The following is a 26,941-nucleotide window of genomic DNA, read 5'->3' on the forward strand; positions in this document are numbered from 1 at the left end:
CGCGGGCTACGCCGGGCCGCGACGGGTCTCGGTCGTCCGCGGGAGCTCGTCGAGCGCACGGCGGACGACGTGGTCGCGGCGACGTTCTCGCTGTCGAGCTCGGCGCCGCACCTCTTCGGCGACCGTCTCGACCAGTTCGAGGCAGACCTGCGGGACCTGCTCGGGGACCTCGTCTTCACCGAGCGGGCGCGGGATGTCGAGCTCGCGATCTGGACTCCGTGAGGCCGGGTCGTGCTGCGGTCCCAGCACCTGGGACAATGGGTGTATGACCGAGACTGATCCTGCCCTGGTGCTGCCCGACGAGTCCGGCGACGCCCAACGCGAGCAGGCTCTGCGCGCCGGCCTGACGGAGTACGAGCCTCGAGGACGAGGACCTTGCCCTCCTGCACGCCGGCGAGGACGGCGAGGACATCGAGGAACGCGTCGTCGTCCACCCGGTGCTGGCCGTCGTCGGCCGCCCGAACGTCGGCAAGTCGACCCTCGTCAACCGCATCCTCGGCCGCCGGGAGGCCGTCGTCGAGGACAAGCCCGGCGTCACCCGCGACCGCGTGAGCTACCCGGCCGACTGGTCCGGCAAGCGGTTCACGCTCGTCGACACGGGCGGCTGGGAGGTCGACGTCGCCGGCATCGAGGCGCGCGTGGCCCAGCAGGCCGAGGTCGCGATCTCGCTCGCCGACGCCGTGATCTTCGTCGTCGACGCCACGGTCGGCGTCACCGAGACCGACACCCAGGTCGTGCGCCTGCTGCGCCGTGCCGGCAAGCCGGTCGTCCTGTGCGCCAACAAGGTCGACGGCCCGGCGGGGGAGGCGGACGCCGCGAACCTGTGGTCGCTGGGCCTGGGGGAGCCGTTCCCGGTCTCGGCGCTGCACGGCCGCGGCACCGGCGACCTGCTCGACGCCGCCATCGACGTCCTGCCCGAGGTGTCCGCGCACGGCACGCCGCTGCCGGACGGCCCGCGCCGCGTCGCGCTGATCGGTCGGCCGAACGTCGGCAAGTCGTCGCTGCTCAACAAGGTGCTCGGCTCCGAGCGCGTCGTCGTCGACTCGGTCGCCGGTACGACGCGCGACCCGGTCGACGGCTGGTGGCGCTCAAGGGCAAGCCCTGGGTGTTCGTCGACACCGCTGGGATCCGGCGCCGCGTCCACCAGACCTCCGGCGCCGACTTCTACGCCTCGCTGCGGACGCAGGCCGCGATCGAGAAGGCCGAGGTGGCCGTCGTCCTGGTCGACGCGTCCGTCAAGATGACCGAGCAGGACACGCGCGTGATCTCGCAGGTCATCGAGGCCGGCCGCGCGATCGTCATCGCGTACAACAAGTGGGACCTCATGGACGAGGACCGCCGCCCGTTCCTCGAGCGCGAGATCGAGCAGGACCTGGTCCAGGTGACCTGGGCGCCGCGCGTGAACATCTCGGCGATGACGGGCTGGCACACCGACCGCCTCGTCCCGGCGCTGGAGAAGTCGCTCGCCTCGTGGGACACCCGCATCTCGACCGGGCGTCTCAACGCGTTCCTGGGCGAGTCGTCGCGTCCCACCCGCACCCGCTGCGCGGCGGCAAGCAGCCCCGCATCCTGTTCGCCACGCAGGCGTCCACGCGCCCCCCGCGCTTCGTGATCTTCGCGACGGGATTCCTCGACCCCGGCTACCGCCGGTACATCGAGCGCCGCCTGCGCGAGACGTTCGGCTTCGAGGGCACGCCCATCTCGATCTCCGTGCGGGTCCGGGAGAAGCGCAAGCGGTGACCGGCGCCGCCTCGGTGCGGCAGCGGACCAGACCGACCTCGTGCACGACCCTCCGCACCTGACGTGCCGTCGGGTGCAGAGACGCCCCCGGCCGTGAGGTAGAGTTTCCGAGGCTCCTGCGGGGGCCATCGGGCTGTAGCGCAGCTTGGTAGCGCACTTGACTGGGGGTCAAGGGGTCGCAGGTTCAAATCCTGTCAGCCCGACAGTGAAAGTCCAGGTCAGCGGCCTCTCAGAGAGAATCTGGGTGGCCGCTGATCTTCTTGTAAGGGTGCTCGGGACCCTATCCGGGACCCTATTCTTCGGCGTACGGCCCCGAACCCTGGTGGATCCGACGAGGCTGAGGCGTGCGCAGTGGCCCGTCGTGTAGAGAAGCGACCACAGTCCGGCCCACGTCGGGGGCGTGCGTTCGAGTAGGGCTCCGGCCGGAGCGTTCCATCCCAGTGACGTCGTTCCTCCACTCAGATCGCCGTTGGGCGAGGTCCGATCGACTCTTGCCGTCCTCCCCCCCAGATGCGGGGTGCAAAGGTCGACGTTGTCGACGACTCGTCACAAGCAGGTACGCGGGAAAGGGAGCAACATGCCGCCGCGGCTACTTCCGCACCGCGACGAGGGTGCGCGAGGCAGTGCGGCTCGGACTTGGGTCTACCAGCGATGCGACCGGTGCCCGCGCGGCGTGAGGCCCCCGGTTCGTCGAGCAACCCGTGACAGGCGGGTCTCGCGCCGGTCTCAGTGGGGCCGGGGGCGCGCTCGACCCTGGGCGAGAACGAATGTCAGCGGACTCCTCGTTGCACCTCATTGCAGTGCCCCGCGGGCGGAGCGAGGGGCAGGTCCGGCAATGTATGCGGACCCGCCCTCGCTTGCCGCCAAGCTGACTGCGACAGCGTGTGCCCGGTGCGTACGGCCTGGACCACGTCGAGGATGGCCTGGGTGGTGGTCGCGGCGTGGACGGGGTCGCCGACCAGTGCGTCGTGGGTTGCGTCGTCGACGACGCGGTGCACGCTGTCGGTCGACAGTGCGGCGAGTCGGTCCTGCTTCTGGGTCCAGTCGTTGGCATTGCCGGCGCCGGCGGTGAGCACCATGAGGGGTTTGTTGCCGAAGTCACGCAGCAGGGCTGCCTGCTCCATCGAGGCGTTGGCCTGGGCGTACTCCTCGATGGTGCTGCGCAGTGTTCCCGGCATCGCGGTGCTGGCCCGGACCTCGGCCCGCTCCCGCGCTGGGAGGTCCACCTGGGCGACCGTCGCGTACAGACGACCGAAGCCGAGCCGTGCCAGCGACGAGGTCAGGGCCGCGATCCTGCCGATGGGGTCGTAGGTTTCCGATGCCGCTGGCCGCGCAGCCGCCGTGGCCGCCGATCCGTAGTGGGGCGAGGTGGAGTCGATGAGCACCATGCCGGCGACCTCGTCGGGATGGTGGGTTGCGAAGGTGAGCGCATAGAGGCCGCCGAAGGAGTGGCCGGCGATCACGTACGGGCCGGGCACGTCGGCGCGGTGCAGCAGGGTGTCGAGGTCGTTGGAGATCGCATTGGCGTCCTGCGGCGCACCGGCATCCTCGCTCCACCCGCGGCCGGCACGGTCGTAGACGCAGATCGTGGTTCCGCGGGCGACGCCCGTGCTGATCCAGCCCAGGTCGGCGGCCGTGGCGCCGCCGCCGCCCTCGACGACCACGGTGGGGCTGCCGGATCCGGCGCAGCTGATGTGCAGGCGGTGCCCGCCGACGTCGATGAGTCGGCCCGGCATGGAGACGGTCGAGGCGTCGACCGCCGTGCCGACGGTCTGGTAGACGCCACCGATTGCGGCGATGCTCATGGCGCCGATCACGGGGTAGAGCAGCCAGCGGGCCGTACGGCTGGCAAGTTCCCTACGGATCCGCACAGCCATCCACACCGCCAGCCCGAACAGGACCAGCGGCCAGACCCAATCGATGATCGGGTGCGCCGAGGACCCTAGAGCCAGCAGGGCGAGACCGCTTGCGCCGAGCACGACGGCGGGCACGGCGGCCCAGCGCTGGGGCTGGCTGGTGAACCGCGCGGAGAGCCCGGCCAGTGCAGCCCAGCCGGTCGCGAAGCCACACAGCACCGCGCCGGTCAGGGTGGTCTCGGTCGCGGGCACGAGGGGTGCAGCGGCGAGGGCGACGGCGACCAGGGAACCCGTGAGCAGCGATCCGGCGACCACCACCGCCATGGGGGTGCGACGACCGGACGACGAGCCGCCGGGTAGCGCGGGGAGTGGTGCTCGCCGGGGACGGGACGACGTCCTGATCGACGTGTGTAGGGGTGGTCATTGCGGGCTCCTGGTGGTGTGGTGGGGGAGTGGGTGGAGCACCCACGCTGCTCGTCCGGGCGAAGCCTCGCCCCGGCCGAATGACCGGGATCCCCCGTGAAACGCAGACGGAGGGCCAGACACTGCGGCGTGCTCGCCTCGTCGCGCTCGGGCTCCTCGCCGCCATCGGCCACGGTGACGGCATGAGGGATAGCCGCGGTCGACGCGGCTGGGGCGACGCGCCTGCGCGCAGATCCGGGCCGCGGGTGGTGGCTAGCGGAAGTCGCTGGGCCAGCTCGGTCCGCGAGGTGACCCCGGTCTTGGAGAAGACGTTCCTCAGATGGAAGGCCACCGTCCGAGGCGACACCCAGCACTGGGCGGCGACGTCCTTGTTTGACAGGCCGGTGCTGACCAGCTCGGCGATCTTGCGCTCCATCGGTGTCAGGTCCAGCAGCGTGGACGGATCGCGCCTGCGTGCGGTCTCGCCGGAGGCACGCAGCTTCCTGGGCGGCGCGCTCGATCAGTGGGACCGCCCCCGCGTCCGTGAACCGCTCGAGCGCTGACCGCAGGTGAGGGCGAGCGTCGACGCGACGGTTGGTCCGTCTTAGGAACTCCCCGTATGCCAGCTGCGTGCGCGCCAGGTCGTACGGGCGTGATGCTCGCTGGTAGTGCGCCACGGCTCCCTCGAACGCCTCAGCTGCGAAGGCCGGGTCCGTGGCGGTCAGGGCGCGACTCAGGTCGAGGGCTCCCAGCGCCCACGGGTGCTGCGTCCCGGTCGCGAACGGCGCGAGCTCGTCGATCCAGACCAATGCCTGGGCGGTGTCGCGGGCGCGCACCGCAGCCTCGATGCGGTCGACCGTGGCCATCCGCTGCAGGGCTGGTACTCGCATCCCGGACAGGTGGTGCAGCGCCGCGGATGCGTCCCCTCGGGTCGCGGCGCGGGCTCCCTTGGCCCATCGGGTGACGTCGTGCACGGGGTCGGTCAGTATCCCCAACGGATGGCTCGCCGCGACGTCTTCGGCCGCTGCCAGGTGCTCGTCCAGGTCGTCACTGCCTGTGAAGGCGGCCAGCAGGGCTAGCGATGCCAGCGGCGCTGCGGTCAGGGTCGGTTGGCCGACGCTGCGCGCCAGGGTCAGTGCTTCGTCGACGAGCTTCCGCATCGCAGACCACGGCCCTGTCGGGAAGCTGGGCGAACGCGAGCCGCTCTAAGGCATAGAGGACGACCATGCCTGCCCCGGCCTCACGGGCGCTCGAGACCGTGGCGGAGTAGAAGAAGCGGGCTCCCTCGTCGTGGCCGAGGTGAAGAGCGGTGTTGGCGAGGTTGGCCATCACGTCGAGGTCCTCTACCTCACGGCCCGCGGCGAGGGCCTCCTCGAGGGCCGGGACGGCACGGGCCCAGTCCTGGTCCGCCGAGGCGGTCAGGGTTCCTAGCAGGAGCCGCAGGCACGTGGTGCGCGGGGTGTCGGTGTCGGTGGCTGTGAGCAGACGAGCGAGCACCGGCGCGGTCAGCGTGGCTCCGCTGTCGCTTCCGTAGGTGCGGTTCAGCGCGGCAGCGCAGGCCATCTCCAGGGCGCGCGCGGCGTCGGCGTCGGCGACGGTGCGCGCGGCGGTGATGAAGATCCGGTGGGCGTCGACGGCGTTGCCGACGTTGATCTCGATGCGGGCGCGGAGGCGGTCGATGTCAGCTCGCAGCAACAGGTCCCAGGCGAGGTCGCGGGCGGCGGCGGACAGGCTGCGGGCGCGTAGTGCTTGCCCGGCTCCCCAGGCGGTGCGTGCTGCCCGGTACAGCCGCATGGCGCGGTCCGCCTCGCTCAGGGTCAGGGCGGCGGAGCGTTCGAACGCGTCGGCGGCGGCGGCGTACCCGCCCCGCATCTCGGCGCGCACGGCCACGTCGTGCAGGGCGTCGGCCACGTCGGTGTCGGGTCCGTCGGCGGCGGCGGCGCGGTGCCACGTCGCTCGGTCAGGATCCTCGGCGCGGACTGCGTCGGCCAGGGCTCGGTGTACCTGCCGCTGTTCGAAGCTCGTCGCTGCCTGGTAGACGGCGGAGCGGACCAGGGGATGCCGTACGGCGACCCCGTTCCCCGTGGCCGTCAGCAGCCCCGACCGCTCCGCGTCCTGCCAGGCCGTCTCATCGACACCCAGTGTGGCGGCTGCCCGCCGGACCGCACTGGCACGTCCGGTGGCGTCGGCGGCCGCGACGAGCAGCAGTGTCTGGACCTGCTCGCTGAGGCGACGGCACCGGTCGAGGAAGGCACGCTCGACCCCGGCGGTCAACGTGAGGCGTTGCGGCAGGGGCTCCTGCCCTGCGAGCTGGCCGAGGCTGAGTCCGGTGGGCAGCTCCAGCAGCGCGAGCGGGTTCCCGCCGGTGTCGCGGACGAGACGGTCGGCGACCTCCGCTGGGAGCGTCGCACCGCGGCGCTCGTCGAGCAGCTGACGCGCCGCGTCGTCGTCGAGGCCACTGAGGGTGAGTACCTGGAGCCCGTGCGCGGAGAACGGCAGACCACCAGCCTCGCCCGTCCGCACAGCGAACACCATGGCGACGGGGTCCGCGGACAGCTGACGGGCCGCGAACAGCAGTGCGTCCGCGGATGCCGAGTCGAGCCAGTGCGCGTCGTCGACGAGGCAGAGCACGGGCACGTCTGGCGTGGCCGCGGTGGTGAGCACGGACAGGGTTGCGACGCCGACCAGGAACGGCTCCACGACTGGCCCGTCCTGGAGCCCGAACGCGACTCCCAACGCTCGCGCCTGCGGAGCCGGCAGACGATTCAGGTCGATGACGGGGCGCAAGAGGCGGTGCAGCGCCGCATACGGCAAGGGTGACTCGGACTCCACCCCGGCGGTGCGCAGAACACGGACAGCGCGACCACGGTCGTCCTCCTGATCGGCGGTGGTCAGAGCGCCAATCAGCGCGGTCTTGCCGACGCCGGCCTCTCCCAGGACGAGCAGGGCGCCTGATGTCCCAGCGCGCGCCCCCTCCACGAGGGCGGCGAGTTGCGCCCGTTCCCGCTCACGGCCGTGGAGCACCCACAGACCGTACCCCTGGGGCAGGCCGTGGCCTGGGCAGCACGCGTCGGCCGGGCCCACCGGGTCCTAGTCGTCGAAGGGTGCACGTCGGATAGCGACTGTGAAGGCGCCGTACCGGCGCAGCAGCCGCGCCCGGCCCTGGGGCACCCTCGCTGCCTCCAGGGCCCACGCCCTGGCGAAAAGCGCCGTGAACTCGTCGCGCGGATGGATCCGGAGGGTGTCGGCCAGGGTGGCTCGCGGCAGCTTCCAGCAGCGCGAGCCGGTCACGTCGAGGCCGGCTCCGGCAGCCAGCAGATACGCGACAGGCCCTGCGGCGAGCGTGACGCGGGGGCTGTGGTGCATGGTGATCGCGGTCTGCAGGGTCTTCGTCGCGGCGGTCGACAGTCCCACCTGCTCGGCGACGTCCCGGGCAAGGCGGGCCGAGGCGAGAGTGAAGTCGTCGAGCCCGCTCGCCGTCACAAGGCCGGTGTCGTGCAGCAGCGCGGCCGTGTACAACAGCTCGGTGTCCACCTCGATGTTCTCGAGTCTCGCCGAGGGCGCGGCCGAACTGGTAGGTGCGGTGGCTGTGCTGGAGCAGGGGCGTGGGCAGGATGCGGTGGGCGGCGTCGGACGCTGCGCGGGTCAGGGCGGAGTCCGGCGGGATCAGTCGTGCCGGTGCCACGTACGCGTTTCGTCCCGGGTTCAGGTGGGCGACGACGCTGAGGCGGCCTACCGCGTTTGTCAGGTGGACCCGGGCCAGGTCGGCGACGAGGCGTCGTTTCTCGGCCGGTCCGAGGTGTCCGCCGGTGCGCATCGTCCAGTCGGTCGATCCCACGCCGTTGCCGGTGTTCATGCGGTCGGCTCCAGCGACGGCCACTCTGCTCTTCGTCCTGTGGCGTCGGCACTCATCCGTACTGCGCCAGGCTGAAGAAATCGCAACGAGTCCCAACGGTTGCGCCAGGAGTGGCCCCGCTCCGCAGCTGCCTCAAGCAGGACGAAGCTCAGCCCGCACCGTGGAAGGTGATGGCCGACGGCGAGGCCTGCCTGTCCGGCGCCGACGACGATGACGTCCAGCGTCCTCGCCGCGGGGGTGCTGGTCGTGTCGTTCACGGTGGCCTCCTGGGTCCGGTTGTTGGCTCCGAACGCTAGGCGCCTTCGTCGCACCTCATCCCGGTAAATTGACCGGGATCTGCGGACCGAGGGCCGGCGGGCGGGAATCACGAGAACCCGGCCATTTCACCGGCGCGAGCACGACTGGCCGGACGGCACGGTGAACGTGCACGACAAGCCGTGCCAGACCCCAGGAGCCCGCCGTGTTCGCCACCGTCGAGAACCGCACCGTCACCAGGCAGATCGGAACTGTTCCGACGGACGCGGCAGTTGCAGCCATCCGCGCCGACGGTCGGTCCGGCCGTCCCCGGCGCTGGATCGGCTTAGGGCTTCTGGTGTCTGCCCAGTTCGTCGTCATGCTCGATACCTCCATCGTCAACGTGGCCCTGCCCGCCATCCAGTCGGATCTGGGGCTCAGCTCGACCGGCATCACCTGGGTCGTCAACGCGTACATCCTGGCGTTTGGCGGCCTGCTCCTCCTGTCCGGGCGTGCCGCCGACATCTTCGGCCGCCGTCGCATGTTCGTGGCCGGCTCCGCCCTGTTCACCGTGGGCACCCTGGTCGCGGCATTCGCTGCCAACCAAGGGTTGCTGGTCGCGGGCCGCGTCGTGCAAGGTGCGGGTGCCGCAGCACTGAGCCCAGCCGCCATGTCGTTGCTGCTGCTGACCTACCCCGGACAGCGGCGGGCCAGGGCCATGAGCGTCTGGGGTGCTGCATCGGCGCTCGGAGGAGCTACCGGTGTCATGGCCGGCGGTCTGCTCGTTGGCACCTTCGGGTGGTCTTCGGTCTTCCTCGTGACCGTGCCCGTCTCGGTCGCCGCAATCGGCGCGGCCCGCTACGTGCTTCCGCGGGGTGCACACGGTCCCAGTCGCCGCTTCGACTGGTACGGCGCGATCGCTATCACCGGCGCTGTCATCGCGTTGGTCCACGGCGCCCTCGGCGTCGGTGAGCTCGGAGTGACGTCTCCGACCGTGCTCGCCAGCTTCGCGGTCTCCGCCGCCTTGATCGTGGTGTTCATCACGGTCGAAGGCCGTGTCGCCGACCCGCTCGTGCCCCTGGGGCTCTTTGGCTCGCGAACGATGAGCACCGGCGTCGCTCTCGCCGTCCTCGGCGGCGCCGCCCGCGCGTCCACGTTCGTCCTGGTCGCCCTCTACCTCCAGCAGGGCCTCGGCATGTCGCCACGACAGGCCGGCCTGGCCATGGTCCCCACCTCATTAATCGGGTTCGTCGTCTCCCTCGCACTGCTGCCCCGGATCCTGCGTGCCCTGGGCGCGCCGCGCGCGCTCGTCCTCGGACTGGTGATTCTCGCCGCTGGCCACCTGTGGCTGGCTTGCGCACCACGTGGGGACGGGTACGTCGTCACCGTACTTCCCGGGCTCCTGCTCGTCGCCGTCGGGGTCGCCCTCAGCTTCACGCCCACCACTATGGTCATCGCTTCGGTCGCCTCGGAGACGCACGCTGGGCTTGCATCCGGTCTGGCGGGCTCGGCAACCCAGGTCGGTGCCGCACTCGGCATCGCGACCTTCACTGCCATCGGAATCTCGATGGGCGGCTCTGCAACGGGCCAGCTCGCTGCATCCGGGTTCTCCGCAGCTTTCACCGCAGCCGCCGTGCTGTCACTCGGCACCGCAGCCCTCGGTTCGACCATCGTGCGCAGGCAGCGATGAGACTCCGACGCCGGCGTCGAGGACCGGCCTCAACTTCCGTGGTCTTGTACCGGGCCGGCCGCCTGACGGGCGAGGTCACGCTCCAAGCCATCGAGGATCAGGTCGAGGCCGAACTCGAAGCGCTCGACACGACCGGTCCTGCTGACCTCGGTCACGACTTCCACCACATAGGGATACCTCGTCGGGTCGAACACGTCGATGACGTCGGCCGAGACCTGTGCGTTGTCCGAGGCGTTGAACGGCAGCTGGAGCCTCCTGCAGGGTGAACCCGTAGATGTGGCTGTCGAGCGTGTGCCACGCGTCGAGCGCGCCGTGGATCGAGAAGCCTCCCTCGCGGAGCCGGCCGAAAGTCGCGTCGAGGTAGCCGGTCATGCCCGGGCCGATGTTGAACCGGGACATGATGAGCATCGGGGACCACGGATGCGCCAGCAGGACCTGGTGGGCGGAGATCGCCCGGTCGCGCATGGCCGACCTCCAGGGCGTCCCGCTCGGTGGCACGTGGATCTCGCCGATGACCATGTCGGTGATGCCGTCCAGGACGTCGTCCTTGTTCGCCACGTGGTGGTAGAGCGACATCGCCTCGACGCCGAGCTCTGTGGCCAGCCGACGCATGGTGACCGCTCCGAGGCCCTCTGCATCAGCGACGGCGAGCGCCGCGGCCAGGGCGCGTTCCCGGCTGAGCGGCTCGCGGGACGTCCGGCCCACCTCGGCGCTCGTGTTGGTCTGTCGTGCCATCTGGCTGCCTTTCTCTGACGTGCGGGACCGAGCGACCCCGCATTGACAACCTTACAACGTAAGTCTACGTTCGGACATGACAACCTTACGCCGTAAGGTTGGAGCCCTGAGGGGTTCACGAACCAGAGGAGCCCGACATGATCACCGCCGTTTCGCCCAGCACGGCCCGCACAGTCCCGCAGTCGGTCGCACCGTCCGGGACGATGAGCGCAATCGTTCAGCACGTCTACGGCACCGCCGACTCCTGGGCGCTCGACCAGGTCGACCGACCTGTGATCAAGCCGACCGAGGTGCTGGTCCGGGTGCACGCTGCCGGTCTCGACCGGGGCACGTGGCACCTCATGGCCGGTCTGCCGTACGCGATGCGGCTCGGGCTGGGCTTCCGAGGGCCGAAGGCAGCCGTCCCCGGTCGTGACCTGTCCGGCGTCGTGGAGGCGACTGGTGCGGAGGTGACCCGGTTCCAGGTCGGCGACGAGGTGTTCGGCACGGGTACCGGTGCCTACGCGCAGCTCGCCGCGGTCTCTGAGGCCAAGCTCTCTCTCAAGCCCTCGAACCTCACGTTCGAAGCTCGCGGCGGCCCTGCCGATTTCGGGGTCGACCGCTCTGCGTGCCGTCGTCGACGTCGGCCAGGTCGAGGCCGGCCAGAAGGTGCTGGTCATCGGTGCCTCCGGGGGAGTCGGCACGTTCGCAGTCCAGATCGCGGCGACACGCGGCGCCGAGGTCACCGGCGTGTGCAGCGCCGGCAAGGCGGACCTCGTGCGCTCCCTCGGCGCCACCCACGTCCTCGACTACACCCGCACGGACTTCCTCGACGGCCGCACCCAGTACGACGTCATCATCGACCTGGCAGGGAACAACTCCCTCGGCCGGCTGCGGGGAGCGCTCACCGCGCACGGCACGCTCGTCCTCGTCGGCGGCGAGGACGGCGACAGCGTCACCGGCGGGATGGGACGACAGCCAGGGCGCTGGCGGTCTCCTCCGTCAGCCACCAGCGACTCGCGCTGGTCCTGATCAAGGAGCACTTCACGGTACTGGACCGCGTCGCAGACCTGGCCCAGAACAGCACCATCACCCCGGCCGTCGAGCGCACCTACCCTCTGGCCGAGGCGGCGATCGCCATGCGGCACCTCGAAGCCGGTCAGGTCCGAGGCAAGCTGGTCATCACCCTCTGACGGCCCGTCTCGGCGCGCGACCCAGCGGTCGCGGACGCTCACGTGCCGGGGAAGCGCAACGACGGCGCGCGCAGACCCGGTGGTGGCACGGTTCAGGCGGTCGCACGCGCGCACGACGATGTGATCAACATGTGCCCCTCGGCGTGCGCGTACCTTCGGACTGTTGCCACGTGCGGGTTCCCGTCGGCTCCAGCACGACGGGTGCACGGGGCGCCCAGCTCTGGAGTGACTCGGGCGTTCATGCGCATGAACGACACCGACAGTGCTCCGCCCCGACTCATTTCCGGTCCGATCTCGCCGCGCACCGTGACGCCATGAGGAACGCGATGACCGATGTAGGCGGTCCCGCAGAACACGTCACGACCGCGAACCTCGTGGCAGTGGTCGGACAGGACCCGCCGGTCGAGCCCGCCCGACGCGTCGGGTGGGGCTTCATCGTGAGGTACACGCTGGCGTTCGCGAGCACGTCGCTGCTGCTCATCGCGCCCTTGCTGGTCACCCTGGCACTCAAGGTCAACTCTCTGGTCGGCATCGAGCGGGCACCGACCAGCTTGGCGCTCGTCGCGGGCGTTGGCGCCCTGGTCGCCATGATCAGCAATCCCTTCTTCGGCAAGTTGAGCGACCGCACGACCCGCAGCACTTCGCCTGGGACCCGGCGGACATGCTCGCGGACGCCGCCGGGGGTGGCGTCGTCGCGGGTGTCGAGGCCGCCGTATGGTGCGAGACGATCGCCGATACCGCCGAGCTCGAGCTGATGCTCCTGCCTCGCCTCGCCGGTGTGGCGGAGAAGGCCTGGGCCCGGCGCGACGCCAGCTCCTTCGAGGAGCACGCCGTCCGGCTCGCCGCGCTGTCGCCCGTGTGGTCGCGTCGCGGCCGGGCCTGGTTCCACTCATCTCTCGTGTCCTGGCCGGAGATCCCCGTCCCCGTGCGCTGACACCTTCGGCCCGGTCACGACGGGCCCACGACGGCTCCCGCGCTCTCCCGTGCGCGGGAGCCGTCGTCATGTGATGGCGTGAGGTGCACCGTTGCCGTGGCGTGGTCGAGGAACTCGCCGATCGGTGTGCTCGAGATGCCCGGTGGGGCCCGCCCGGCGTGTGGCGGAAGCCGGCGCGCAAGCGAGCGCCTCGCGTGTTCCCCTCGGGTGCTCCCACAGAGTCCACGAGCGGGGGGTTCCGAGTAAACGTGCATTTCACAGGCGTGCGAAACGTGCCCCGAGTGGGATTCGAACCCCGCCAGGCCGACGAAAAGGACGTGCGACGAGCCCGGCCGCCGGCCTGACCTGTTGAAGGAGTGCTCAACGGCGTTGCGTCCTTCGCAGTCTGTGAGTCGAACTTCGGCGGCCGGCCGCCCTCGGCACCCCGTGATTGCGGTCGACCTGCACGTGCGTGTCGGCCACGCTGGCGACATGGACGCCATGGACCCCGTCGAATGCCGCCGCCGCTTCGGATCTGCCCGGCGAGCCGTCCTGGCGACCACCGGGTCCGACAACCAGCCGCACCTCGTGCCGGTGACGTTCGCACTTCTCGACAACGACGTCCTCGTCCACGCCGTCGACCACAAGCCGAAGCGGACGACGGCCCTGCGACGGCTCCGCACCATCGCCGAAAACCCGCGGGTCGCGTTCCTGGTGGACCGGTACGACGACGACTGGGCTCGCTTGTGGTGGGTCCGTGCGGACGGCGAGGCGATCGTCGTCAGGGACGGCGACCGGCATGCACGCGCGGTGGCCGCCCTGGCCGCCCGCTACCAGCAATACGCCGAGATCAAGCCGACCGGGCCAGTCGTGTGGGCGACGGTGCACGGCTGGAGGGGCTGGTCGGCCGCCGGGGCGTGAGAACCCGACTGCGGGGCAGTTCCCAGCCGGGCGTGGCAACTGGGGCTCATAACCCAGAGGTCGCAGGTTCAAATCCTGCCCCCGCGACAGATGAATTACCAGGGTTGTCGCTGTCCGGGCGATTTCGTCACGCGCGGTCGATGTGACCTGGCTCACATCTGCCGCCGAGATGCGGGATGGGTCGCGCGGGCACACAGTGCTCCGGATGGACGAGGCGGAGCTGTCGGACGAGGTGCTCGCGCGGCGCGCAGCGCTGGGTGACCGCGCTGCGTTCGGTGAGGTCGTCGACCGCCACGGTCCCGCGCTCTACCGCGGCGCCCGACGGATGCTCGACGACCCGCGCGACACCGAGGACTGCGTCCAGGAGGCCTTCGCCGCAGCGTGGGGCCTCCTTGCCGCATTTCGAGGGCCGCTCGAGGCTCCGCACATGGCTGTTCGCCCTCACAGCGCACAAGGTGCGCTCCCACCAGAGACGACGGACCCGCACAGGCCTTGCCGCTCCCGTTCGTCGGCGAGGAGGATGTGGACCTGGGCGCCGTGGACCCGCAGCGATCCGCGGAGGGGGCGGGACTGCTGGACGCCCTGAATGTTGCCTTGCGCGAACTGCCTCCCGGTCAACGCTCGACATGGCTGCTGCGGGAGGTGGAAGGTCTCACGTAAGACCAGATCGCAACGATCTCCGGGACGCCCTCGAGCACCGTCCGCGGACGGCTCTCTCGGGCTCGGGCCTTTCTGATCCAGCGGATGGAGGCGTGGCGATGAACGGCGAACAGATGCTGGCGCAGGCCGCACGCTCCCTGCGCGAGCACACCGACGCGGGCTGGATCGCTCTGCGCGACGACGTCGTCGCGGCGGCCGTCCGCGCTTTCCGGCCCTCCGCCCCCGTCCGGGGCCGGCTGCCCGGCGGCGAGCTGTTCGTGGCATCGACGGTGCTCGTCTCGTGCGTGCGCTCGGCACTGGACGAGGTCCCCGACGCCGGCGCGATTTCTATCGTGTGCACGACGACCGAGGACGATGAGTTCGAACGGCTGACCGTCGAGGTTGTCGCACTGTACGGAAGACCACTGGTGCCGCTCGCCGAGACGGTTCGGCTCGTCGCTGCGACGTCGGTAGCCACAACGCTCGGGCTGGCCCGGCCGCCGATCGACCGAGTCGTGGTCGACGTCTCCGTCAGCGACGTCACGCCCGACCCGCGCGAACTCTGACGCGAGCTCACTCGGGTAGAGCGAGTCACGGGAACCTCATGGGTCACCGTGCCGGTCTTGACCTCACCGGTACGGCCGGTCTGGTCGGGAAGGGGCTCGCTCATGGCACCCCTCGTGCGACTCAGCGCCTCGGGCGTTCCTGGGTGTCGGCTGGTCGAGCATTGCCGTGGCGGACCAATGAGCCCAGCATCGTCCCGGTGTCCGCCAGGAGGGCCGATCGGGGTGCACCGCCCGTGACGACCGCCGACAGGATCTCGTCGGCGATGACGCGCGCGCGAGATCAGACTCAGGCACCGGAACGCAGTCTCACTTGCGACTGCTACGCGCGTTGGCGGAACGTGTCCTGGTCTCGCGGCGGGTTGCCGGTGACCGCCTCGATGATGGTCGATGCGACCTCGCGGAGCTTGACCTTGCGGTGTCGAGACGCGCTGCGCAGGATGGCCATCGCCTCGTCGGCAGAGCAGCGGTTCTCCGCCATCACGACCCCGATGGCCTGGTCGATCACGGCGCGCGAGACGAGGGCGGCGCGCAGGTCCGCGTTCATCTCGACCTGGTCGGCGCTGCGCAGGCAGAGCACGACCGTGCGGGCGATCTCGTCGGCGTACATGTTCGCGATGTCGATGGCCGCGCCGTCCCATGCGTTCGGTGCCACCGCGTACAGGTTCAAGGCGATGTGCACGCCGGGCCGGACGACGCGGGGGAGCGCAGCGGCCGACGAGTACCCGTTGTCCTGCGCGGCCAGCCGCCAGGCCGGCCAGCGGGTCTCGGACCTGATGTCGGGCACGTGCACGATCTCACCGAGGTCGATCGACGTGAGGCATGGGCCGGAGTCCGTGGCGTACTCGACCTCATCACACACCGCGGCAGGCGAATCGCTCGCCGCCATCAGCGTCGGTCGCCCGTCCCGCTTCAGGGTGATGGTGGCCGAGGTCGCTGGGCCGACGTGCCGCGCTGCTGCTCGGGCCACACCATCGACGAATTCTTCGACGCCCGCCGTGGCGAGCAGCACGGACTGCAGTTCGGTGATCGCCGTCGCCCTGGATGATTCGATCACGTTCGACCTCCTCGTCGGTTCCTTCAGCATCGCACGAGCATCCGCGCGATCTCCGCGGTAGGAATGCCGGCGCGTTCGGCTGCCCGTTGCAAGAACTCGCGGGCCTCGTCTACTCCCACTCCGCGCGCTTGGATGAGGATCCCGATCGCCTGGTCGACGACGATGAGTCCGTCCAGGTGGTCCGGGGCGCTCTCCGCCTCCTTCAAGGAGTGAAAGTCCAGGTCGGCGTTGGTGATGACGGTGTCCGCGCTGGCGCCCACGATCGATGCGAGCTGCGCCTCGTGTCCGATGAATGCTGCAGGGCGCGCCGCGTAGAAGTTCACGGTCCCGACGAGCTCGCCTGCATCGAGCACGGGGAGGGAGAGCGAGCCTTCGTACCCCTCGACTGCTCGCGATCGCGGAGAACTGTTGCCAGCGGTCCTCGTCCAGTACGTCTTCGACGGAGACGACGTCGTCGTCTCGTGCGGCCAGGAGGCATGGACGGTCGTCGAGATACTGAGCGGCATCCATCGCGGCGGCCTCCGCCGACGTTGCGACGACGGTGAAGGTGAGGTCCTCCGCCACGAGGCAATAGCGAATCCGAGGCAGGACGGCACCTCCGCGGCGACGCGGTCGCCGGCGTCGACGACCACCGCGACCAGGTCCACCTCGGTCGACTCCCCGAGGCGTCTCAGCACGTCGGCGGTCTGTGGGAGCAGCTCCATGGCAACTCGCTCGTGTCGGCATCTGCAGTGCGGGTTCATCACGCTGGGTGTGGACGGTACGCCCACGACGGGCAGTGCGCTCGTCGGCGGAGGGCCTCCATACAGGTCGATCGCGCCGCGTGGAGGGAGCCCCTGGGGCGCTCAGATCGCTGCGGGGGCTCCGATGCGGCCGGTCAGACCCGACCGGTCGGCGCGTGACCGCGTCGGATCGCGCTCGGGTCGTGCTGACGTTGTTCCGCGAGCGCTGACGTGGGCGTGCGATCAGGTTGCGCGCGCGCTGTGTCGTGTGAGGCTTGCCTTTTCGACGCCGACGCTCCAGTGCCGGGGTGTTGCAGCGTCGCGCGCGCCGAGGACGACACGTGAAGCTTCCCGATCCGCGCGGTCCGGTCAGTGCTGCGCTCGTGGACCTGCTCGCCCAGTACGGTGCGGCCGCGAGGCCGAGCTTGTCCCGCTCGCCATCGCGGGCGTGGCTGCCACCGCCGACGTCCTGCGCGACGAGGACCTGCAGGTGGCCTCGTACGTGATGTACGAGCTGTTCTACCGCGGGTTCGACGGTATCGAGGACGAGTGGGAGTGGGACACCGACGTCCTGAGCGCTCGCGGGGTCATCGAGCGAGCAGTCCTCCAGGACTCGTCGAAACGGTCCGGGTGCCGGCCGGCGTCGAACCGGAGCGCGAGGCGGTCGCGGCCGCTCTGTTCGCGATGACCGCTCCGTCGCCGGGGCCGAGCCTCGCGCGCTTCGTTGCCAAGCACGCTGACGTGAGCCAGCTGCACGAGTTCCTGATGCACCGGTCGCCGTACCAGCTCAAAGAGGCCGATCCCCATACCTGGGCGATCCCGCGGCTCGTGGGGCGACCGAAGGCGGCACTGGTCGAGATCCAGGCCGACGAGTACGGCGGCGGCGACGCGGAGCGGATGCACTGCGAGCTGTTCGCGCGGACGATGCGCGATGTCGGGCTGGACGCCGAGTACGGCGCCTACATCGAGCAGGTCCCGGCCATCACGCTTGCGTCCGTCAACCTGACGTCGCTGTTCGGCCTGCACCGGCGCTGGCGCGGCGCTGCCGCTGGTCATCTCGCGGCTTTCGAGATGACGTCGTCGCTGCCGAACCGGCTGTACGGCGACGGGTTCCGACGACACGGGTTCGGCGAGCAGGCGACGTGGTACTTCGACGAGCACGTCGAGGCCGACGCGGTCCACGAGCAGATCGCGGGACGGGACCTCGCCGGTTCACTCGCTGAGCAGGAACCCGAGCTGCTGCACGACATCCTGTTCGGCGCCGCCGCGTGCCTCCACGTCGACGAGCTGCGTCAGCACACACCTGCTCGAGTCCTGGCAGGCCGGCACGACGTCTCTGCGGGTCGGCTGATCGTGGGCCGGCGGTCGGACGCCGACGCACGGAAAGGCGCGACGCCGGTGATCGTCGCCTGCCCCGACGGTCCCATCCTCGTGCGCGGACCGGTGACGATCGTGGACGCGGCCGGTCGGCCCGTGCCTCGTCGCCGGGCGACGGTCGCACTGTGCCGATGCGGTTCGTCGGCGATCAAGCCGTACTGCGACGGGACCCACAAGGCGATCGGGTTCACCGCCCCCTGACCAGCGAACGACGAGGGAGAGAAACATGGCCGATCAGACCACCCCGCAAGACCCCCGGTCGCAGCACCCCGGCCCGGAGGCGCAGCCGGCCGAGAAGATCCCGCACCCCGGCCTCACACGTCAGATGCGCCATCGGCCGGACCACGGTGAGGAGTCCTACCGTGGGTCCGACCGGCTCAAGGACAAGCGCACGCTCGTGACCGGTGCGGACTCCGGCATCGGTCGCGCGGTCGCGCTGGCCTTCGCTCGGGAGGGCGCCGACATCGTCATTTCGTACCTCCCCGAAGAAGAGGAAGACGCCCAGGAGACCGTGCGGCTCGTCGAGGATGCCGGACGGCGCGCCGTGACGTGTCCGGGTGACGTCCGGGACGAGCACTTCTGCAGGTCACTTGTCGAGACGACAGTGCGCGAGCTCGGCGGCATCGACGTGCTCGTCAACAACGCGGCCTACCAGATGGCCCAGGATGACGGCCTGCTCGGGATCACGACCGGGCAGCTGGACCGGGTCCTCAAGACCAACGTGTACGCCTTGTTCTGGATCACGGCAGCGGCCGTGCCGCACATGGCGCCGGGCTCCTCGATCATCAACACCAGCTCGATCCAGGCCACGCAGCCCAGCCCGGCGCTGCTGGACTACGCCGCGACGAAGGCGGCCATCCTGAACGTCACCAAGGGTCTGGCCCAGCAGCTGGGGGAGAAGGGGATCCGGGTCAACGCCGTGTGCCCCGGGCCGATCTGGACACCACTGATCCCCGCGACGATGTCCGAAGACAAGGTCGACTCGTTCGGCACGGACACCCCCCTCGGCCGAGCCGGCCAGCCCGCCGAGCTCGCTCCCGCCTACGTGTTCCTCGCCTCCCAGGAGTCGAGCTACGTCACCGGCGACCGGATCGCGGTCACCGGTGGGCGCATCCTCTGAGGACCGTGGGAACCGACGGCTTCACGACCCCGCGGATCGAGACGGGCGACGCGGAGATCCACGTCCGCCCCCGCGGCCCGGGCCCCTGCTCCTTCTGCACGGGCACCCGCGGACCGCGCGCACCTACGACGGATCTGCGCCCGTCGGGTCGTCCGGATAGATCTTCTCCCCGGGCACGTCCTGGTTGTCGCCCGGCCCGGGTTCACCCGCCTCCGGCTTCGACTCTGGAAGTGCCGGCTCGCTCCCGACCGGACGCGGGGTGGGATCGTCGATTGTCATCAGCTCGTCCTCGAGGTCTCTGTGGTGGTTCCGCACCACTGTGATCGGCCAGCGAGCCGACCGCATCCCGACGAGGCTCCGCGGTGCCCCGCTCCGTCGGAGCAGAGGCCGAATGTGCGACGGTGCGCCAACCGGCCGTGAGCGGCCCGAGAACGCCCACCTACCGGTTCTGACCGCTATCGCCAGCGGGCGTCGCGTCTGTCGAACTGGTGTCGCGCACGGGGTAGGCAAGAAGCACCGCGAGGTCGCGCTCGCCTCGTGGACCTGTCAGGGTCGCGCGCGCGACGGGCACGCTGCCATCGAACTCGCAGCGGCGAAGCTGGTTCGCGACCGTGCCAGCCCATGTCTCAGGGAGACTCCCCAGAACTCGACCGCCATGCGACATCACGAGCACGTCGGACGCCGCATTCAGTGCGAGCACGACAGTGAAACGCCCCAGGCTGTCTCGATCCCCAAGGTCGTCGGCAATGTCGCTGTCCTCGAAGCCGTGGACCCGCACGGTCACATGTCCGCCTCGGGTCGGCACGAGGCGCTCCCGGGGCCTCGCACGTTTGGCAACTGTCAGCACACCCATGGCGGGAAAATACAGCGCGCCGGCGGTGTGCGCTCGGCGTAGGAACGCGGCTCTCGCGACACGCATCGACGGGGGACGGCGCATCACTGCCCGTCGACCGCATCGACGGTCGTGACGGCCATGTGTCAGCCCTGCGGTGCGCGTTGCACGAACGCCATGTGGCCGCCGAGGTACCCGCTCGCGCCAACCGCGCCCGCTCCGGCCAGGGACAGCGCCACGCCCAGCCGCCGACGACCCCGACGGCGCAGGAGCCACGACATGACGTAGAGCCCGAGCGCGACGCTGTTGAGCAGAGCGTGCGCGGTGCCGACGCGCTGCACGCGAACGTTCGAGGCGGACCAGTCGGCCAGCCCGGTCAAGGCCGCCGGGACCGCGGCGAGTATGCCCAGGCCCAGCAGGCGGTCCGCCGCGTCGCGGGACGACTCGCCCCCGACCACGTCGAGGACCGCGCTACCGGTCCACAGGCCGATCGGCAGGTCCGTCAGAAGCGGGTGTGCGGCGTGCCCGATCGGGGCACCCCTGAGCACAGAACGAAGCCCTGGAAAACCCTCGAGGCTGTGCGCCACACCTCGCAGTACGCGAGTCGGCCCGTTAAGCGTGGCGTTCGTCTCGAGGTTGGTGGCGAGCCGACGCGGCAACGCGCTCTGGGGCGACGACATGAAGGCCATCGACCCTCCTCGAGGAGATTTGCGCGGCGACCTGCTTCACCGCCTCGAGCATCGCAGCGCAACCCGGGTTGCGCAGAACGTGGGGATCCGTGCGCGGCGAACGTTGACTGAGCTCTGCAGGTTGGGGTCGCGGCCCGGAGGGTTCGACGTCAGGCGCCAACTGCCGTTCTGGTAGTCCGAGGTGCGGGCGTGCGTGTCGCGCCTCGAGCGCCGCCCTGGCGATGTGGTGCCTCGTCGTACTAGCGCTCAGACCGGCCATGGATCCTGTGGCGGTGCGCTCCCAGTAAGGGGGGCCGAGGCCAGCGAAGGCGGGCACGAGGAGACGCAGATGGTCGTCGATCACGTCGCCGTTCAGCAGCTTGTACGCGGGGATCTTGTCCTTCGCCTCGGCGTCGTACCCGTCTCAACAGCCGTGGCTCGTCGCCCGACGACGGCGCCATGTGAAGGAGCCCGCGGTGCGGGCGGTGCGACTTGCTGCTCGCCCGCACGAGGCTTCCAGCTCGTCTGACGTCGGAGGCTCTCGCCGGCCGACTTACCACCCGCCCACGGGCTCGGCTGGGAATCCGTAGGTGCTCCGTGCGCCGCGCGTCGCGGTCTGCCCAGGTGCTACGCCCGGGACCGGCCTCGGCCGAAGAGCCAGCCGATCAGGCTGATGACCAGGAGGACGATGCCGATCCAGAGCAGGACCTTCGCTGCTGTGACGGCGACGCCGACCACGATCATCACCACGCCGATGACGACGAGCAGCAACCAGAGTGCCACGAGACTTCCCTTCTCGGGGGCGATCCCTGACGGGCCGCCGCTGACGCCGGCCAGCAGGCCAGGTGAACGGATCTTGGACCTGTGGGCGCACGTGCGCACGTTGAGAGCCCGCCGCTGGCGGTCACGGTTTGAGCTGACGACAACTCGGCGAGAACAGGAGGAGTCCGCCACACGTCCGGGCGATCGGATGCTCGCCGATGATGTCGGGCAGGCCGCTGGCCGGTGCGGTCACGTGGCCGCCTCCGGTCGGCTCAAGGCTCGTCCACCATCCCCGCGCTCTTGCCCGACCTCGCTACGCGTGACCAGTTCCCACGCACGTGTCGTCGTCTCGCCCCACCCGGGAATCAGGCAGTGCATCCCCGCCCTCGGGCTCCGCCGACACTAGCCTCTGGGCGGCGCTTCGTCGGCTTTGTGCGTCAGCACGTCGGGCAGGGGATCAGGGCTAACGGCTCGATTCGACAGATGCTCCTCCGGTTCGTCCGGCGCCGGCTCGTCGATCGACTGCGTGTCATCCTCGCGTGATCCGACCAGATCCCCGAGGCCCCGAACATTGCCCGACTCGTCGAGCGGGGCGATCGGGACGGGAACGATGGGGTTGCTCATCAGAGGTCTCCTTGCGTTGTGGCTCTTCGAACCCAGAACTCTCGCTGGGGGAGCGCTGTTCGACGCTCCCGAGCTAGTCAGAGGACGTCCCTAGCGCCCGCCGCACTGGTTCGGACGTCTTGCTCCCCCAACACCAGATGAGCCACGTCTGGGCTCGCCTGGTCGATCGAGGGCGAGCCCTCGTCTCCTCGGACTTCGACGCGTGGCCGCGGAGCCGGAGCTGTCGGATCGTTCTCGCCGGGCAGGTTCGTCGGCTGGTCGCGTGGCTCGGTCTTGCCGTCGGAGATGGCTCCGCGGTCCTGATCAGGCAGGTTCTCCCTCATTGCGCACCACTTCCACTCAGCGCCTCAGGCCGCACTGCTCGAGCCTTGGTAGTCGCAGGGCTCTCTCGCGGCGTCCGCGACGACACGTCGATCATGTGCCCGGGAGCCGGTCACCGCATTCGCTGGCCGCCTCATCGATACCGGAGGATCTTCCCGACAGATCGTTCAAATCCGATCGACGTTCGATCTCGTGACGGTCCTGACGACTTCCGTACGGCCGACGATGGCAGTCGGCGCCAGGCCGTTGCGTCCGGAGTGTCCCGATCGCCATGACCGCCGGCGCCCGTATCGCCAGGTGCCAGGAAGGAACGAGTGGCGCGCTGCCAGCGCCTCGGGCGGTTCGCGTCAGCCCGCAGGGGTGTCCAGGGACGTGGGGTCTTCCTCGGGCTCGAACGTCGACGGCTCGCCGGCGCCGATCTCTACACCACCGCTTCCGTCGCGATCGTCTCGGTCCGGCAGGTCGTCCGGCAGAGTCTTCGGCTGGTCGGGTAGCTCGGTCGTCCCGTCCGGCACGGCGTCGTGGTTCTGGTCAGGCAGGGTTTCACTCATGGCACACCTCTTCGGCTCGGCGCCTGAGGCCGCCCTGCCCGAGCCTCGGTGGCCGCGAGGTGATCCCGAGTCGGGGTCCTCACGGCAAGACACGATCATGCGCTCGCGTTCTCGCCACTGCATCCCCGCGGCGCCGACAGCGCACCTGGCGGCACCCTTGGCTCGCTCGCTGCCCAGAGAAGAGGCGCCCGTGATGCATCCTGCGCGCAGCGGGCCGACCATGGGCGGGCGACGTCGGGAAGCGCGCGTCCATGACCGCCTGAGCGCCGCGCCAGCGAACGACCCGGCACGACGACCGCGCGGCTCTGAGTCAGAGTGATGTTGCTGCCCGTTCATGGCGCCGCAGTGCTGGCGAGTCGATGAGGCGAGTTCCCGGTCGCCGCGGCGCAGCACCGTTCGATGCGTGGCTCAGATGCGTGCCACCCCGACGCGTACGGCCCGATCGTCCACGCCTGATGAAAGAGAGGAAGGACCAGCGTGTCGACAACACCAGATCACGACGAGGTCAACCCTGAGGACGCTGCGAAACACCGGTTTCCCCGCACGGACGTGCCTGAGGCGCCGGCGGACCCGAGCGACCCCCCGGTCGACGACGGGCCGGTCAACTCCGCTTGAACCGAACCGGGGTCGAGCCGCGCGGCGAACCGGGCGCGACGAACCGACCTCCCGACATCCCGACGGACAGCGGTGGTCATGTGCCAGCAGACGAACCACACGGGGACGAACGGCTGAGCAGGGGAGTTCGTCTCGTCCTGCTGGCCGACACCCACATCCCCCGTCGTGCGCGCGACCTGCCCTCGCCCGTGTGGTCGGCGATCGACGCCGCCGATGTCGTGGTCCACGCGGGCGACTGGGTGTCGGCGACTTTCTGCGCGGCGTTGATCTCGCGCGCTGGCAGGCTCGTGGGGTGTCACGGCAACAACGACGGGCGTGACGTCCAGGCTCTGGTGCCCCGGGTCGCACGGGTTGAGCTCGCCGGGTTGCGGCTCGGTGTCGTCCACGAGACCGGGCCCGCTGCCGGACGTGAGCGTCGCTGCGACGCCGAGTACTCAGACCTCGACGTGCTCGTCTTCGGGCACAGCCATATCCCGTGGGACACCGTGACACCGAACGGGGTGCGTTTGCTCAACCCTGGATCGCCGACTGACCGACGTCGACAACCTTTCGCCACCTTCATGACGGCCCGCGTGGTCGCCGCCAACCTCGTGGACGTTCAACTCCACCGCCTCATTGCTGGGCGGCCCGGACCGTAGGAGCGGCAAGCGCGTGAGGACGGAAGACGGTTCTGCACCGGCCTCGTGCTCGCGGGTCCAGATCGGATTTCAGTCGGTCCGACCGGCGTCGTTGGTCCGCTCGCCGCTCGACTGGCGCAGCGCGCGCCCGCGCCGTACGTCCGCTTCCTGCTTGGCTTTTTTCTTCTCGCTCGCGCGCGTGTCCCGCGGCGGGAGCTGGATCGTCCGTTCGGCCTCGATGCCGCCCTGAAGCTCTCGTCCGCGCTCGAGCTCGGCGTCCAGCTCGGCGCCGAACAGGAGCGCGAGGTTGGTGATCCAGAGCCAGAGGAGGACGACGATGACGCCGGCCAGGGAGCCGTAGGTCTTGTCGTAGCTGGAGATGTTCGCGACATAGAACCCGAAGCCCAGCGAGGCGAGCACCCACACGACGATCGCGACGAGCGCGCCGACGCTGACCCAGCGGAACTTCGGCTGCCGGACGTTCGGTGTTGCGTGGTAGAGGAGCGCGACCGCCGCGACGACAAGGACCAGGATCAGTGGCCATTTCACGATGTTCCAGGCCGTCACCGTCGCGCTGCTCAGGCCGATGCTCGACCCGACGGAGCGGGCGACGCCCCCGGAGAGCACCGCGGCGGCCACGACAATGACCGCGATGATCACGATGGTCAGGGTGATGAGCAGCAGGGCGGGACGCAGCTTCCAGAACGGGCGTCCCTCGTCGATCTCGTAGATCCGGTTCATCCCGCGGCTGAAGGCCGCCACGTAGCTCGATGCCGACCACAGCGCCAGGAGCAGTCCGCCGACCAGGGCGAAGCCGGCGGCGGGCGCCGTGGTGAGCTGGTCGAGGATCGGCTTGACCGTGTCGACGGCACCCTTGGGTCCGACATCCTGAACCAGGTTGAGGACGCGCGTCACGGTCGTTGCCGGATCGCTGACCAGGCCGAGCAGGGCGACGATCGCCAACAGCGCCGGAGCGATGGCCAGCACCGCGTAGTACGTCAGTGCGGCGGCGAGGTCGGTGCACTGGTCCTTTCCGAGCTCGCGCAGAGTCTTGCGGGCGACGTAGGTCCACGAGTGCTTCGTGATGTCGCCGGGTGAGTCCGGCTTGCGCGGGTCCTCCGGTGCGGGGGCGGCCGCCTTGTCGGTGCTGCGAGTGCTGTCGGTGTCGTGAGTGGTCATGGCTCGGCCCTTGTCAGTGGTCGTCATGGGCAGGTGCCGCGGGATGGGTCGCGACGTTCGCCACCCACCCCGCGGGTCGTCACCAGGACGTCTGGCCGCCTTCGGCGGTGTGGGCACCCTTGACCGCATTGGTCGCGTCGGCGGCGTCCGAGCGCAGGTCGTCGGCCGCCGCTCGTCCTTCATCACGGAGCGTCGATCCAGCCTCGGTGGCCCTGTCCTTGACCGCGCTGGCAGCCTCCTGTGCTGGCTCGCGCAGGTTTTCTGCCATGTCTTGTGCTACGTCCTTGGCCTCCTGCACCAGGGGTGCGGCCTGTTCCTTGGCTGCCTGGGCGAGCTGCTGCTCCTGGCGGCTGGCGGGTAGCAGCGAGGAGATCAGCCAGCCCGCGCCGAACGCCACGAGGCCCGCCGCCAGCGGGTTGCCTCGGGTCTTGTCCTTGGCTGCGTGGGGCAGACCCGCGGCGGTGTCACCGAGCGATGATGCCGCTGCGCCGACCGAGTCGGCTCCGTCGGAGACGCCTCCCATCAGCTTGTCTTTGGCGTCGGCGAACGCGCTGCGGACCTTGTCCGCCTGCCGGTGAGCCACCTGTGACGGGCTGACCTTGTCGGTCAGTGCGTCGACGTCCGAGCTGCCGGCCCGCGTGCGCTCGATGTCGTCGCGGATCTGATCGGGATCGGTGCTCATGAGTTCTTCTCCTCGTGGCCTTGCAGAGCGTTCGGGATCTTCTTGACGGTGTCTGTGGTGCGCGCCAGCCCCGCGACGCGCCTGGTCTCGGCCCGGCCCCTCGCGGCGAGAACGGTGGCGACGACCGCCCAGACGGCGGCGACGATGACGGCAGACCACGCAAGCGAGTCCAAGGCGTCGCCGAGCGCCCACCAGAGGGCGATCGAGAGGAACAGCAGGACCATGTGCGCGGCCACGGCCGCCCCGGCATACATGGATCCGCCCTTTGCGGCCTGCTTCGCGGACTGGCGCACCTCCGCCTTGGCGAGCTCGACCTCCTGGCGCAGCAGGGTCGAGATGTCGCGTGTCACGTCGCCCAGCAGGTCACCGACGGACTGGCTCGATGGTGCCCCTAGCGGCTCGGTCACGTCTGGTCCCACCCGACCGTGCTCGGCGCCGGTGTCGCCTCACCTGTGAGCGGCGAGCGCTCCTCGACGACGTCGGCGTAGACCGGGAGGGTGTCAGCAGACGCGGTTGTCTCCGGTCGAGCCTTGCTGCCTGGTGCTGGGGCGTCCTTGAGCCCTCGGGTCAGACGCCCCAACAGCACACCGGCTCCTGCGGCCACGAGAAGGAAAGTACCGGGGCGTCGACGGGCGAAGCTGCGGACTTCGTCGAGGACGTCCTCCGGGCCGCGCTCCTCCAGCCAGTGGCCGAGCGCGTCCACGCGGCCGCCGACCTCGCGCACGATGTCCGTGGCGAGATTCTGTTCGGCCGGGGTCGCCGCCATCTGGGTCAGCTGTCCACCGACCGAGGTCAGCCCGCCGGCCAGCCTGTTCTGCTGCTCGGTCGCCTGGCCGGAGACCTCGGAGCGGGCCTGGGACCAGAGGTCGCCCAGCTGGCGCTGCGCCTCTTGCGTCACCGCGGCGGCCTCGCCCTTGGCCTCGCTCAGCAGGTTGGCGCCGGCGTCGGTCGCCTTGTCCTTGAGATTGCTTGCCTGCTCCTTGGCGGTGTCGGCGGTGCCGCCTCCGCCATCGGAACCGGGGACGGCGCGGGGGATGTAGAAGTCAGTCATGGTGTCGGTCTCTTCTCGATGGCTACCGGACGAGACGCCGAG

General features: G+C 70.1%; 31 protein-coding genes, 2 tRNA genes and 4 pseudogenes. 18 read left to right on the forward strand and 19 right to left on the reverse strand.

Annotation, left to right across the window (positions count from 1 at the left end; all coding sequences use genetic code 11):
• Positions 1-69 precede the first annotated feature (69 nt).
• The 3 genes and pseudogenes from AC38ZX_RS09980 to AC38ZX_RS09990 all read left to right on the forward strand — a co-directional run bounded on the left by AC38ZX_RS09980 (position 70) and on the right by AC38ZX_RS09990 (position 1,943).
• Positions 70-222 (forward strand): hypothetical protein, encoded by a 153-nt coding sequence (locus AC38ZX_RS09980; RefSeq protein ID WP_491297148.1) that lies wholly within the window; start codon positions 70-72, stop codon positions 220-222.
• Between the two features lie 43 nt (positions 223-265).
• Positions 266-1,740 (forward strand): annotated as a pseudogene (gene der, locus AC38ZX_RS09985) (ribosome biogenesis GTPase Der).
• A gap of 129 nt (positions 1,741-1,869) precedes the next feature.
• A tRNA-Pro gene (locus AC38ZX_RS09990) sits at positions 1,870-1,943 on the forward strand.
• A 567-nt stretch (positions 1,944-2,510) separates the two neighbouring features.
• Here the strand turns inward: AC38ZX_RS09990 and AC38ZX_RS09995 are convergent.
• Complete coding sequence (locus tag AC38ZX_RS09995) at positions 2,511-3,617, reverse strand: alpha/beta fold hydrolase (protein ID WP_491297150.1); 1,107 nt, start codon at positions 3,615-3,617, stop codon at positions 2,511-2,513.
• Positions 3,598-4,422 carry a helix-turn-helix domain-containing protein gene (locus AC38ZX_RS10000; protein WP_491297360.1) on the reverse strand — a complete coding sequence of 275 codons (825 nt, stop codon included), beginning with the start codon at positions 4,420-4,422 and terminating at the stop codon, positions 3,598-3,600. Before AC38ZX_RS10000 ends, AC38ZX_RS09995 begins: the two co-directional genes overlap by 20 nt.
• On the opposite strand from AC38ZX_RS10000, the gene AC38ZX_RS10005 reads away from it, so the two are divergent.
• On the forward strand, positions 4,307-4,561 hold the full coding sequence (locus AC38ZX_RS10005) for a hypothetical protein (RefSeq protein ID WP_491297575.1): 255 nt from the start codon (positions 4,307-4,309) through the stop codon (positions 4,559-4,561). The genes AC38ZX_RS10000 and AC38ZX_RS10005 overlap by 116 nt on opposite strands.
• Positions 4,562-5,045: 484 nt before the next feature.
• Here AC38ZX_RS10005 and AC38ZX_RS10010 read toward each other — a convergent pair whose 3' ends face one another.
• The gene (locus AC38ZX_RS10010; RefSeq protein WP_491297151.1) at positions 5,046-7,022 is read right to left on the reverse strand and encodes an ATP-binding protein; all 1,977 of its coding nucleotides are present in this window, start codon (positions 7,020-7,022) and stop codon (positions 5,046-5,048) included.
• A 66-nt stretch (positions 7,023-7,088) separates the two neighbouring features.
• Positions 7,089-7,532, reverse strand: coding sequence for an HD domain-containing protein (locus AC38ZX_RS10015; RefSeq protein ID WP_491297152.1), 444 nt, complete (start codon positions 7,530-7,532; stop codon positions 7,089-7,091).
• A 782-nt stretch (positions 7,533-8,314) separates the two neighbouring features.
• Between AC38ZX_RS10015 and AC38ZX_RS10020 the strand changes: the two genes are divergently transcribed.
• A complete protein-coding gene (locus tag AC38ZX_RS10020) occupies positions 8,315-9,778 on the forward strand; it encodes an MFS transporter (RefSeq protein ID WP_491297153.1) in 1,464 nt (487 codons plus the stop codon).
• Positions 9,779-9,807: 29 nt separating this feature from the next.
• On the opposite strand, the gene AC38ZX_RS10025 is transcribed toward AC38ZX_RS10020, so the two are convergent.
• On the reverse strand, positions 9,808-9,972 hold the full coding sequence (locus tag AC38ZX_RS10025; protein ID WP_491297154.1) for a TetR/AcrR family transcriptional regulator C-terminal domain-containing protein: 165 nt from the start codon (positions 9,970-9,972) through the stop codon (positions 9,808-9,810).
• 112 nt (positions 9,973-10,084) lie between these two features.
• Positions 10,085-10,513: pseudogene (locus AC38ZX_RS10030) on the reverse strand (TetR family transcriptional regulator); the annotation flags it as partial.
• 203 nt (positions 10,514-10,716) lie between these two features.
• Here AC38ZX_RS10030 and AC38ZX_RS10035 point away from each other — a divergent pair.
• From AC38ZX_RS10035 to AC38ZX_RS10060, 6 genes and pseudogenes are all read left to right on the forward strand, one after another.
• Positions 10,717-11,046: pseudogene (locus tag AC38ZX_RS10035) on the forward strand (alcohol dehydrogenase catalytic domain-containing protein); the annotation flags it as partial.
• A 115-nt stretch (positions 11,047-11,161) separates the two neighbouring features.
• Positions 11,162-11,524: a zinc-binding dehydrogenase gene (locus AC38ZX_RS10040; protein WP_491297155.1), complete on the forward strand. Its 363-nt coding sequence runs from the start codon at positions 11,162-11,164 to the stop codon at positions 11,522-11,524.
• Between the two features lie 20 nt (positions 11,525-11,544).
• Complete coding sequence (locus AC38ZX_RS10045) at positions 11,545-11,685, forward strand: zinc-binding dehydrogenase (RefSeq protein ID WP_491297362.1); 141 nt, start codon at positions 11,545-11,547, stop codon at positions 11,683-11,685.
• Between the two features lie 661 nt (positions 11,686-12,346).
• Positions 12,347-12,619: a family 20 glycosylhydrolase gene (locus tag AC38ZX_RS10050; RefSeq protein ID WP_491297157.1), complete on the forward strand. Its 273-nt coding sequence runs from the start codon at positions 12,347-12,349 to the stop codon at positions 12,617-12,619.
• Between the two features lie 471 nt (positions 12,620-13,090).
• Positions 13,091-13,519: a TIGR03668 family PPOX class F420-dependent oxidoreductase gene (locus tag AC38ZX_RS10055; RefSeq protein WP_491297158.1), complete on the forward strand. Its 429-nt coding sequence runs from the start codon at positions 13,091-13,093 to the stop codon at positions 13,517-13,519.
• 9 nt (positions 13,520-13,528) lie between these two features.
• Positions 13,529-13,606 (forward strand) — tRNA-OTHER (locus AC38ZX_RS10060).
• 40 nt (positions 13,607-13,646) lie between these two features.
• Here the strand turns inward: AC38ZX_RS10060 and AC38ZX_RS10065 are convergent.
• A complete protein-coding gene (locus AC38ZX_RS10065) occupies positions 13,647-13,964 on the reverse strand; it encodes a hypothetical protein (protein ID WP_491297576.1) in 318 nt (105 codons plus the stop codon).
• Here AC38ZX_RS10065 and AC38ZX_RS10070 point away from each other — a divergent pair.
• Together AC38ZX_RS10070 and AC38ZX_RS10075 are read left to right on the forward strand one after the other, a co-directional pair.
• Positions 13,845-14,105 carry a hypothetical protein gene (locus tag AC38ZX_RS10070; protein ID WP_491297363.1) on the forward strand — a complete coding sequence of 87 codons (261 nt, stop codon included), beginning with the start codon at positions 13,845-13,847 and terminating at the stop codon, positions 14,103-14,105. The genes AC38ZX_RS10065 and AC38ZX_RS10070 overlap by 120 nt on opposite strands.
• Before the next feature lie 172 nt (positions 14,106-14,277).
• Positions 14,278-14,724 (forward strand): hypothetical protein, encoded by a 447-nt coding sequence (locus AC38ZX_RS10075; protein WP_491297159.1) that lies wholly within the window; start codon positions 14,278-14,280, stop codon positions 14,722-14,724.
• Between the two features lie 319 nt (positions 14,725-15,043).
• Here the strand turns inward: AC38ZX_RS10075 and AC38ZX_RS10080 are convergent, their stop codons facing one another.
• Both AC38ZX_RS10080 and AC38ZX_RS10085 read right to left on the reverse strand, forming a co-directional pair.
• Entirely contained in the window at positions 15,044-15,808 is a 765-nt protein-coding gene (locus AC38ZX_RS10080) for an ANTAR domain-containing protein (protein WP_491297160.1), read from the reverse strand.
• The gene (locus AC38ZX_RS10085; protein ID WP_491297162.1) at positions 15,802-16,482 is read right to left on the reverse strand and encodes an ANTAR domain-containing protein; all 681 of its coding nucleotides are present in this window, start codon (positions 16,480-16,482) and stop codon (positions 15,802-15,804) included. The genes AC38ZX_RS10080 and AC38ZX_RS10085 overlap by 7 nt, the downstream gene beginning before the upstream one ends.
• A gap of 466 nt (positions 16,483-16,948) precedes the next feature.
• Here AC38ZX_RS10085 and AC38ZX_RS10090 point away from each other — a divergent pair, with 466 nt between their 5' ends.
• The 4 genes and pseudogenes from AC38ZX_RS10090 (at position 16,949) to AC38ZX_RS10105 (ending at position 18,997) form a co-directional block, all read left to right on the forward strand.
• Positions 16,949-17,188, forward strand: coding sequence for a hypothetical protein (locus AC38ZX_RS10090; RefSeq protein WP_491297163.1), 240 nt, complete (start codon positions 16,949-16,951; stop codon positions 17,186-17,188).
• A gap of 77 nt (positions 17,189-17,265) precedes the next feature.
• Positions 17,266-17,724 (forward strand): annotated as a pseudogene (locus tag AC38ZX_RS10095) (iron-containing redox enzyme family protein); the annotation flags it as partial.
• A gap of 129 nt (positions 17,725-17,853) precedes the next feature.
• A complete protein-coding gene (locus AC38ZX_RS10100; RefSeq protein WP_491297364.1) occupies positions 17,854-18,078 on the forward strand; it encodes a CDGSH iron-sulfur domain-containing protein in 225 nt (74 codons plus the stop codon).
• A 25-nt stretch (positions 18,079-18,103) separates the two neighbouring features.
• Complete coding sequence (locus AC38ZX_RS10105) at positions 18,104-18,997, forward strand: SDR family oxidoreductase (RefSeq protein ID WP_491297165.1); 894 nt, start codon at positions 18,104-18,106, stop codon at positions 18,995-18,997.
• Positions 18,998-19,120: 123 nt separating this feature from the next.
• Here AC38ZX_RS10105 and AC38ZX_RS10110 read toward each other — a convergent pair whose 3' ends face one another.
• The 6 genes from AC38ZX_RS10110 to AC38ZX_RS10135 form a co-directional block, all read right to left on the reverse strand.
• Positions 19,121-19,276, reverse strand: coding sequence for a hypothetical protein (locus tag AC38ZX_RS10110; RefSeq protein WP_491297167.1), 156 nt, complete (start codon positions 19,274-19,276; stop codon positions 19,121-19,123).
• A 160-nt stretch (positions 19,277-19,436) separates the two neighbouring features.
• Positions 19,437-19,781, reverse strand: coding sequence for a hypothetical protein (locus AC38ZX_RS10115; protein ID WP_491297168.1), 345 nt, complete (start codon positions 19,779-19,781; stop codon positions 19,437-19,439).
• 194 nt (positions 19,782-19,975) lie between these two features.
• A complete protein-coding gene (locus AC38ZX_RS10120) occupies positions 19,976-20,377 on the reverse strand; it encodes a DUF2231 domain-containing protein (protein ID WP_491297169.1) in 402 nt (133 codons plus the stop codon).
• A gap of 747 nt (positions 20,378-21,124) precedes the next feature.
• A complete protein-coding gene (locus AC38ZX_RS10125; RefSeq protein ID WP_491297171.1) occupies positions 21,125-21,280 on the reverse strand; it encodes a hypothetical protein in 156 nt (51 codons plus the stop codon).
• Positions 21,281-21,661: 381 nt separating this feature from the next.
• The gene (locus AC38ZX_RS10130) at positions 21,662-21,883 is read right to left on the reverse strand and encodes a hypothetical protein (RefSeq protein WP_491297172.1); all 222 of its coding nucleotides are present in this window, start codon (positions 21,881-21,883) and stop codon (positions 21,662-21,664) included.
• Between the two features lie 668 nt (positions 21,884-22,551).
• Positions 22,552-22,755 carry a hypothetical protein gene (locus AC38ZX_RS10135; protein WP_491297173.1) on the reverse strand — a complete coding sequence of 68 codons (204 nt, stop codon included), beginning with the start codon at positions 22,753-22,755 and terminating at the stop codon, positions 22,552-22,554.
• A 695-nt stretch (positions 22,756-23,450) separates the two neighbouring features.
• Here AC38ZX_RS10135 and AC38ZX_RS10140 point away from each other — a divergent pair.
• Complete coding sequence (locus AC38ZX_RS10140; RefSeq protein ID WP_491297174.1) at positions 23,451-24,008, forward strand: metallophosphoesterase family protein; 558 nt, start codon at positions 23,451-23,453, stop codon at positions 24,006-24,008.
• A 69-nt stretch (positions 24,009-24,077) separates the two neighbouring features.
• Here the strand turns inward: AC38ZX_RS10140 and AC38ZX_RS10145 are convergent, their stop codons facing one another.
• The 4 genes from AC38ZX_RS10145 to AC38ZX_RS10160 form a co-directional block, all read right to left on the reverse strand.
• Complete coding sequence (locus tag AC38ZX_RS10145) at positions 24,078-25,166, reverse strand: YihY/virulence factor BrkB family protein (protein WP_491297176.1); 1,089 nt, start codon at positions 25,164-25,166, stop codon at positions 24,078-24,080.
• Between the two features lie 79 nt (positions 25,167-25,245).
• Positions 25,246-25,848, reverse strand: a complete 603-nt coding sequence (locus AC38ZX_RS10150; protein WP_491297178.1) for a DUF3618 domain-containing protein — start codon at positions 25,846-25,848, stop codon at positions 25,246-25,248.
• A complete protein-coding gene (locus AC38ZX_RS10155) occupies positions 25,845-26,255 on the reverse strand; it encodes a phage holin family protein (RefSeq protein ID WP_491297180.1) in 411 nt (136 codons plus the stop codon). The genes AC38ZX_RS10150 and AC38ZX_RS10155 overlap by 4 nt, the downstream gene beginning before the upstream one ends.
• Entirely contained in the window at positions 26,252-26,899 is a 648-nt protein-coding gene (locus AC38ZX_RS10160) for a hypothetical protein (RefSeq protein ID WP_491297181.1), read from the reverse strand. The genes AC38ZX_RS10155 and AC38ZX_RS10160 overlap by 4 nt, the downstream gene beginning before the upstream one ends.
• Positions 26,900-26,941: the final 42 nt, after the last annotated feature.

The organism is Cellulomonas sp. McL0606, from assembly GCF_058248365.1.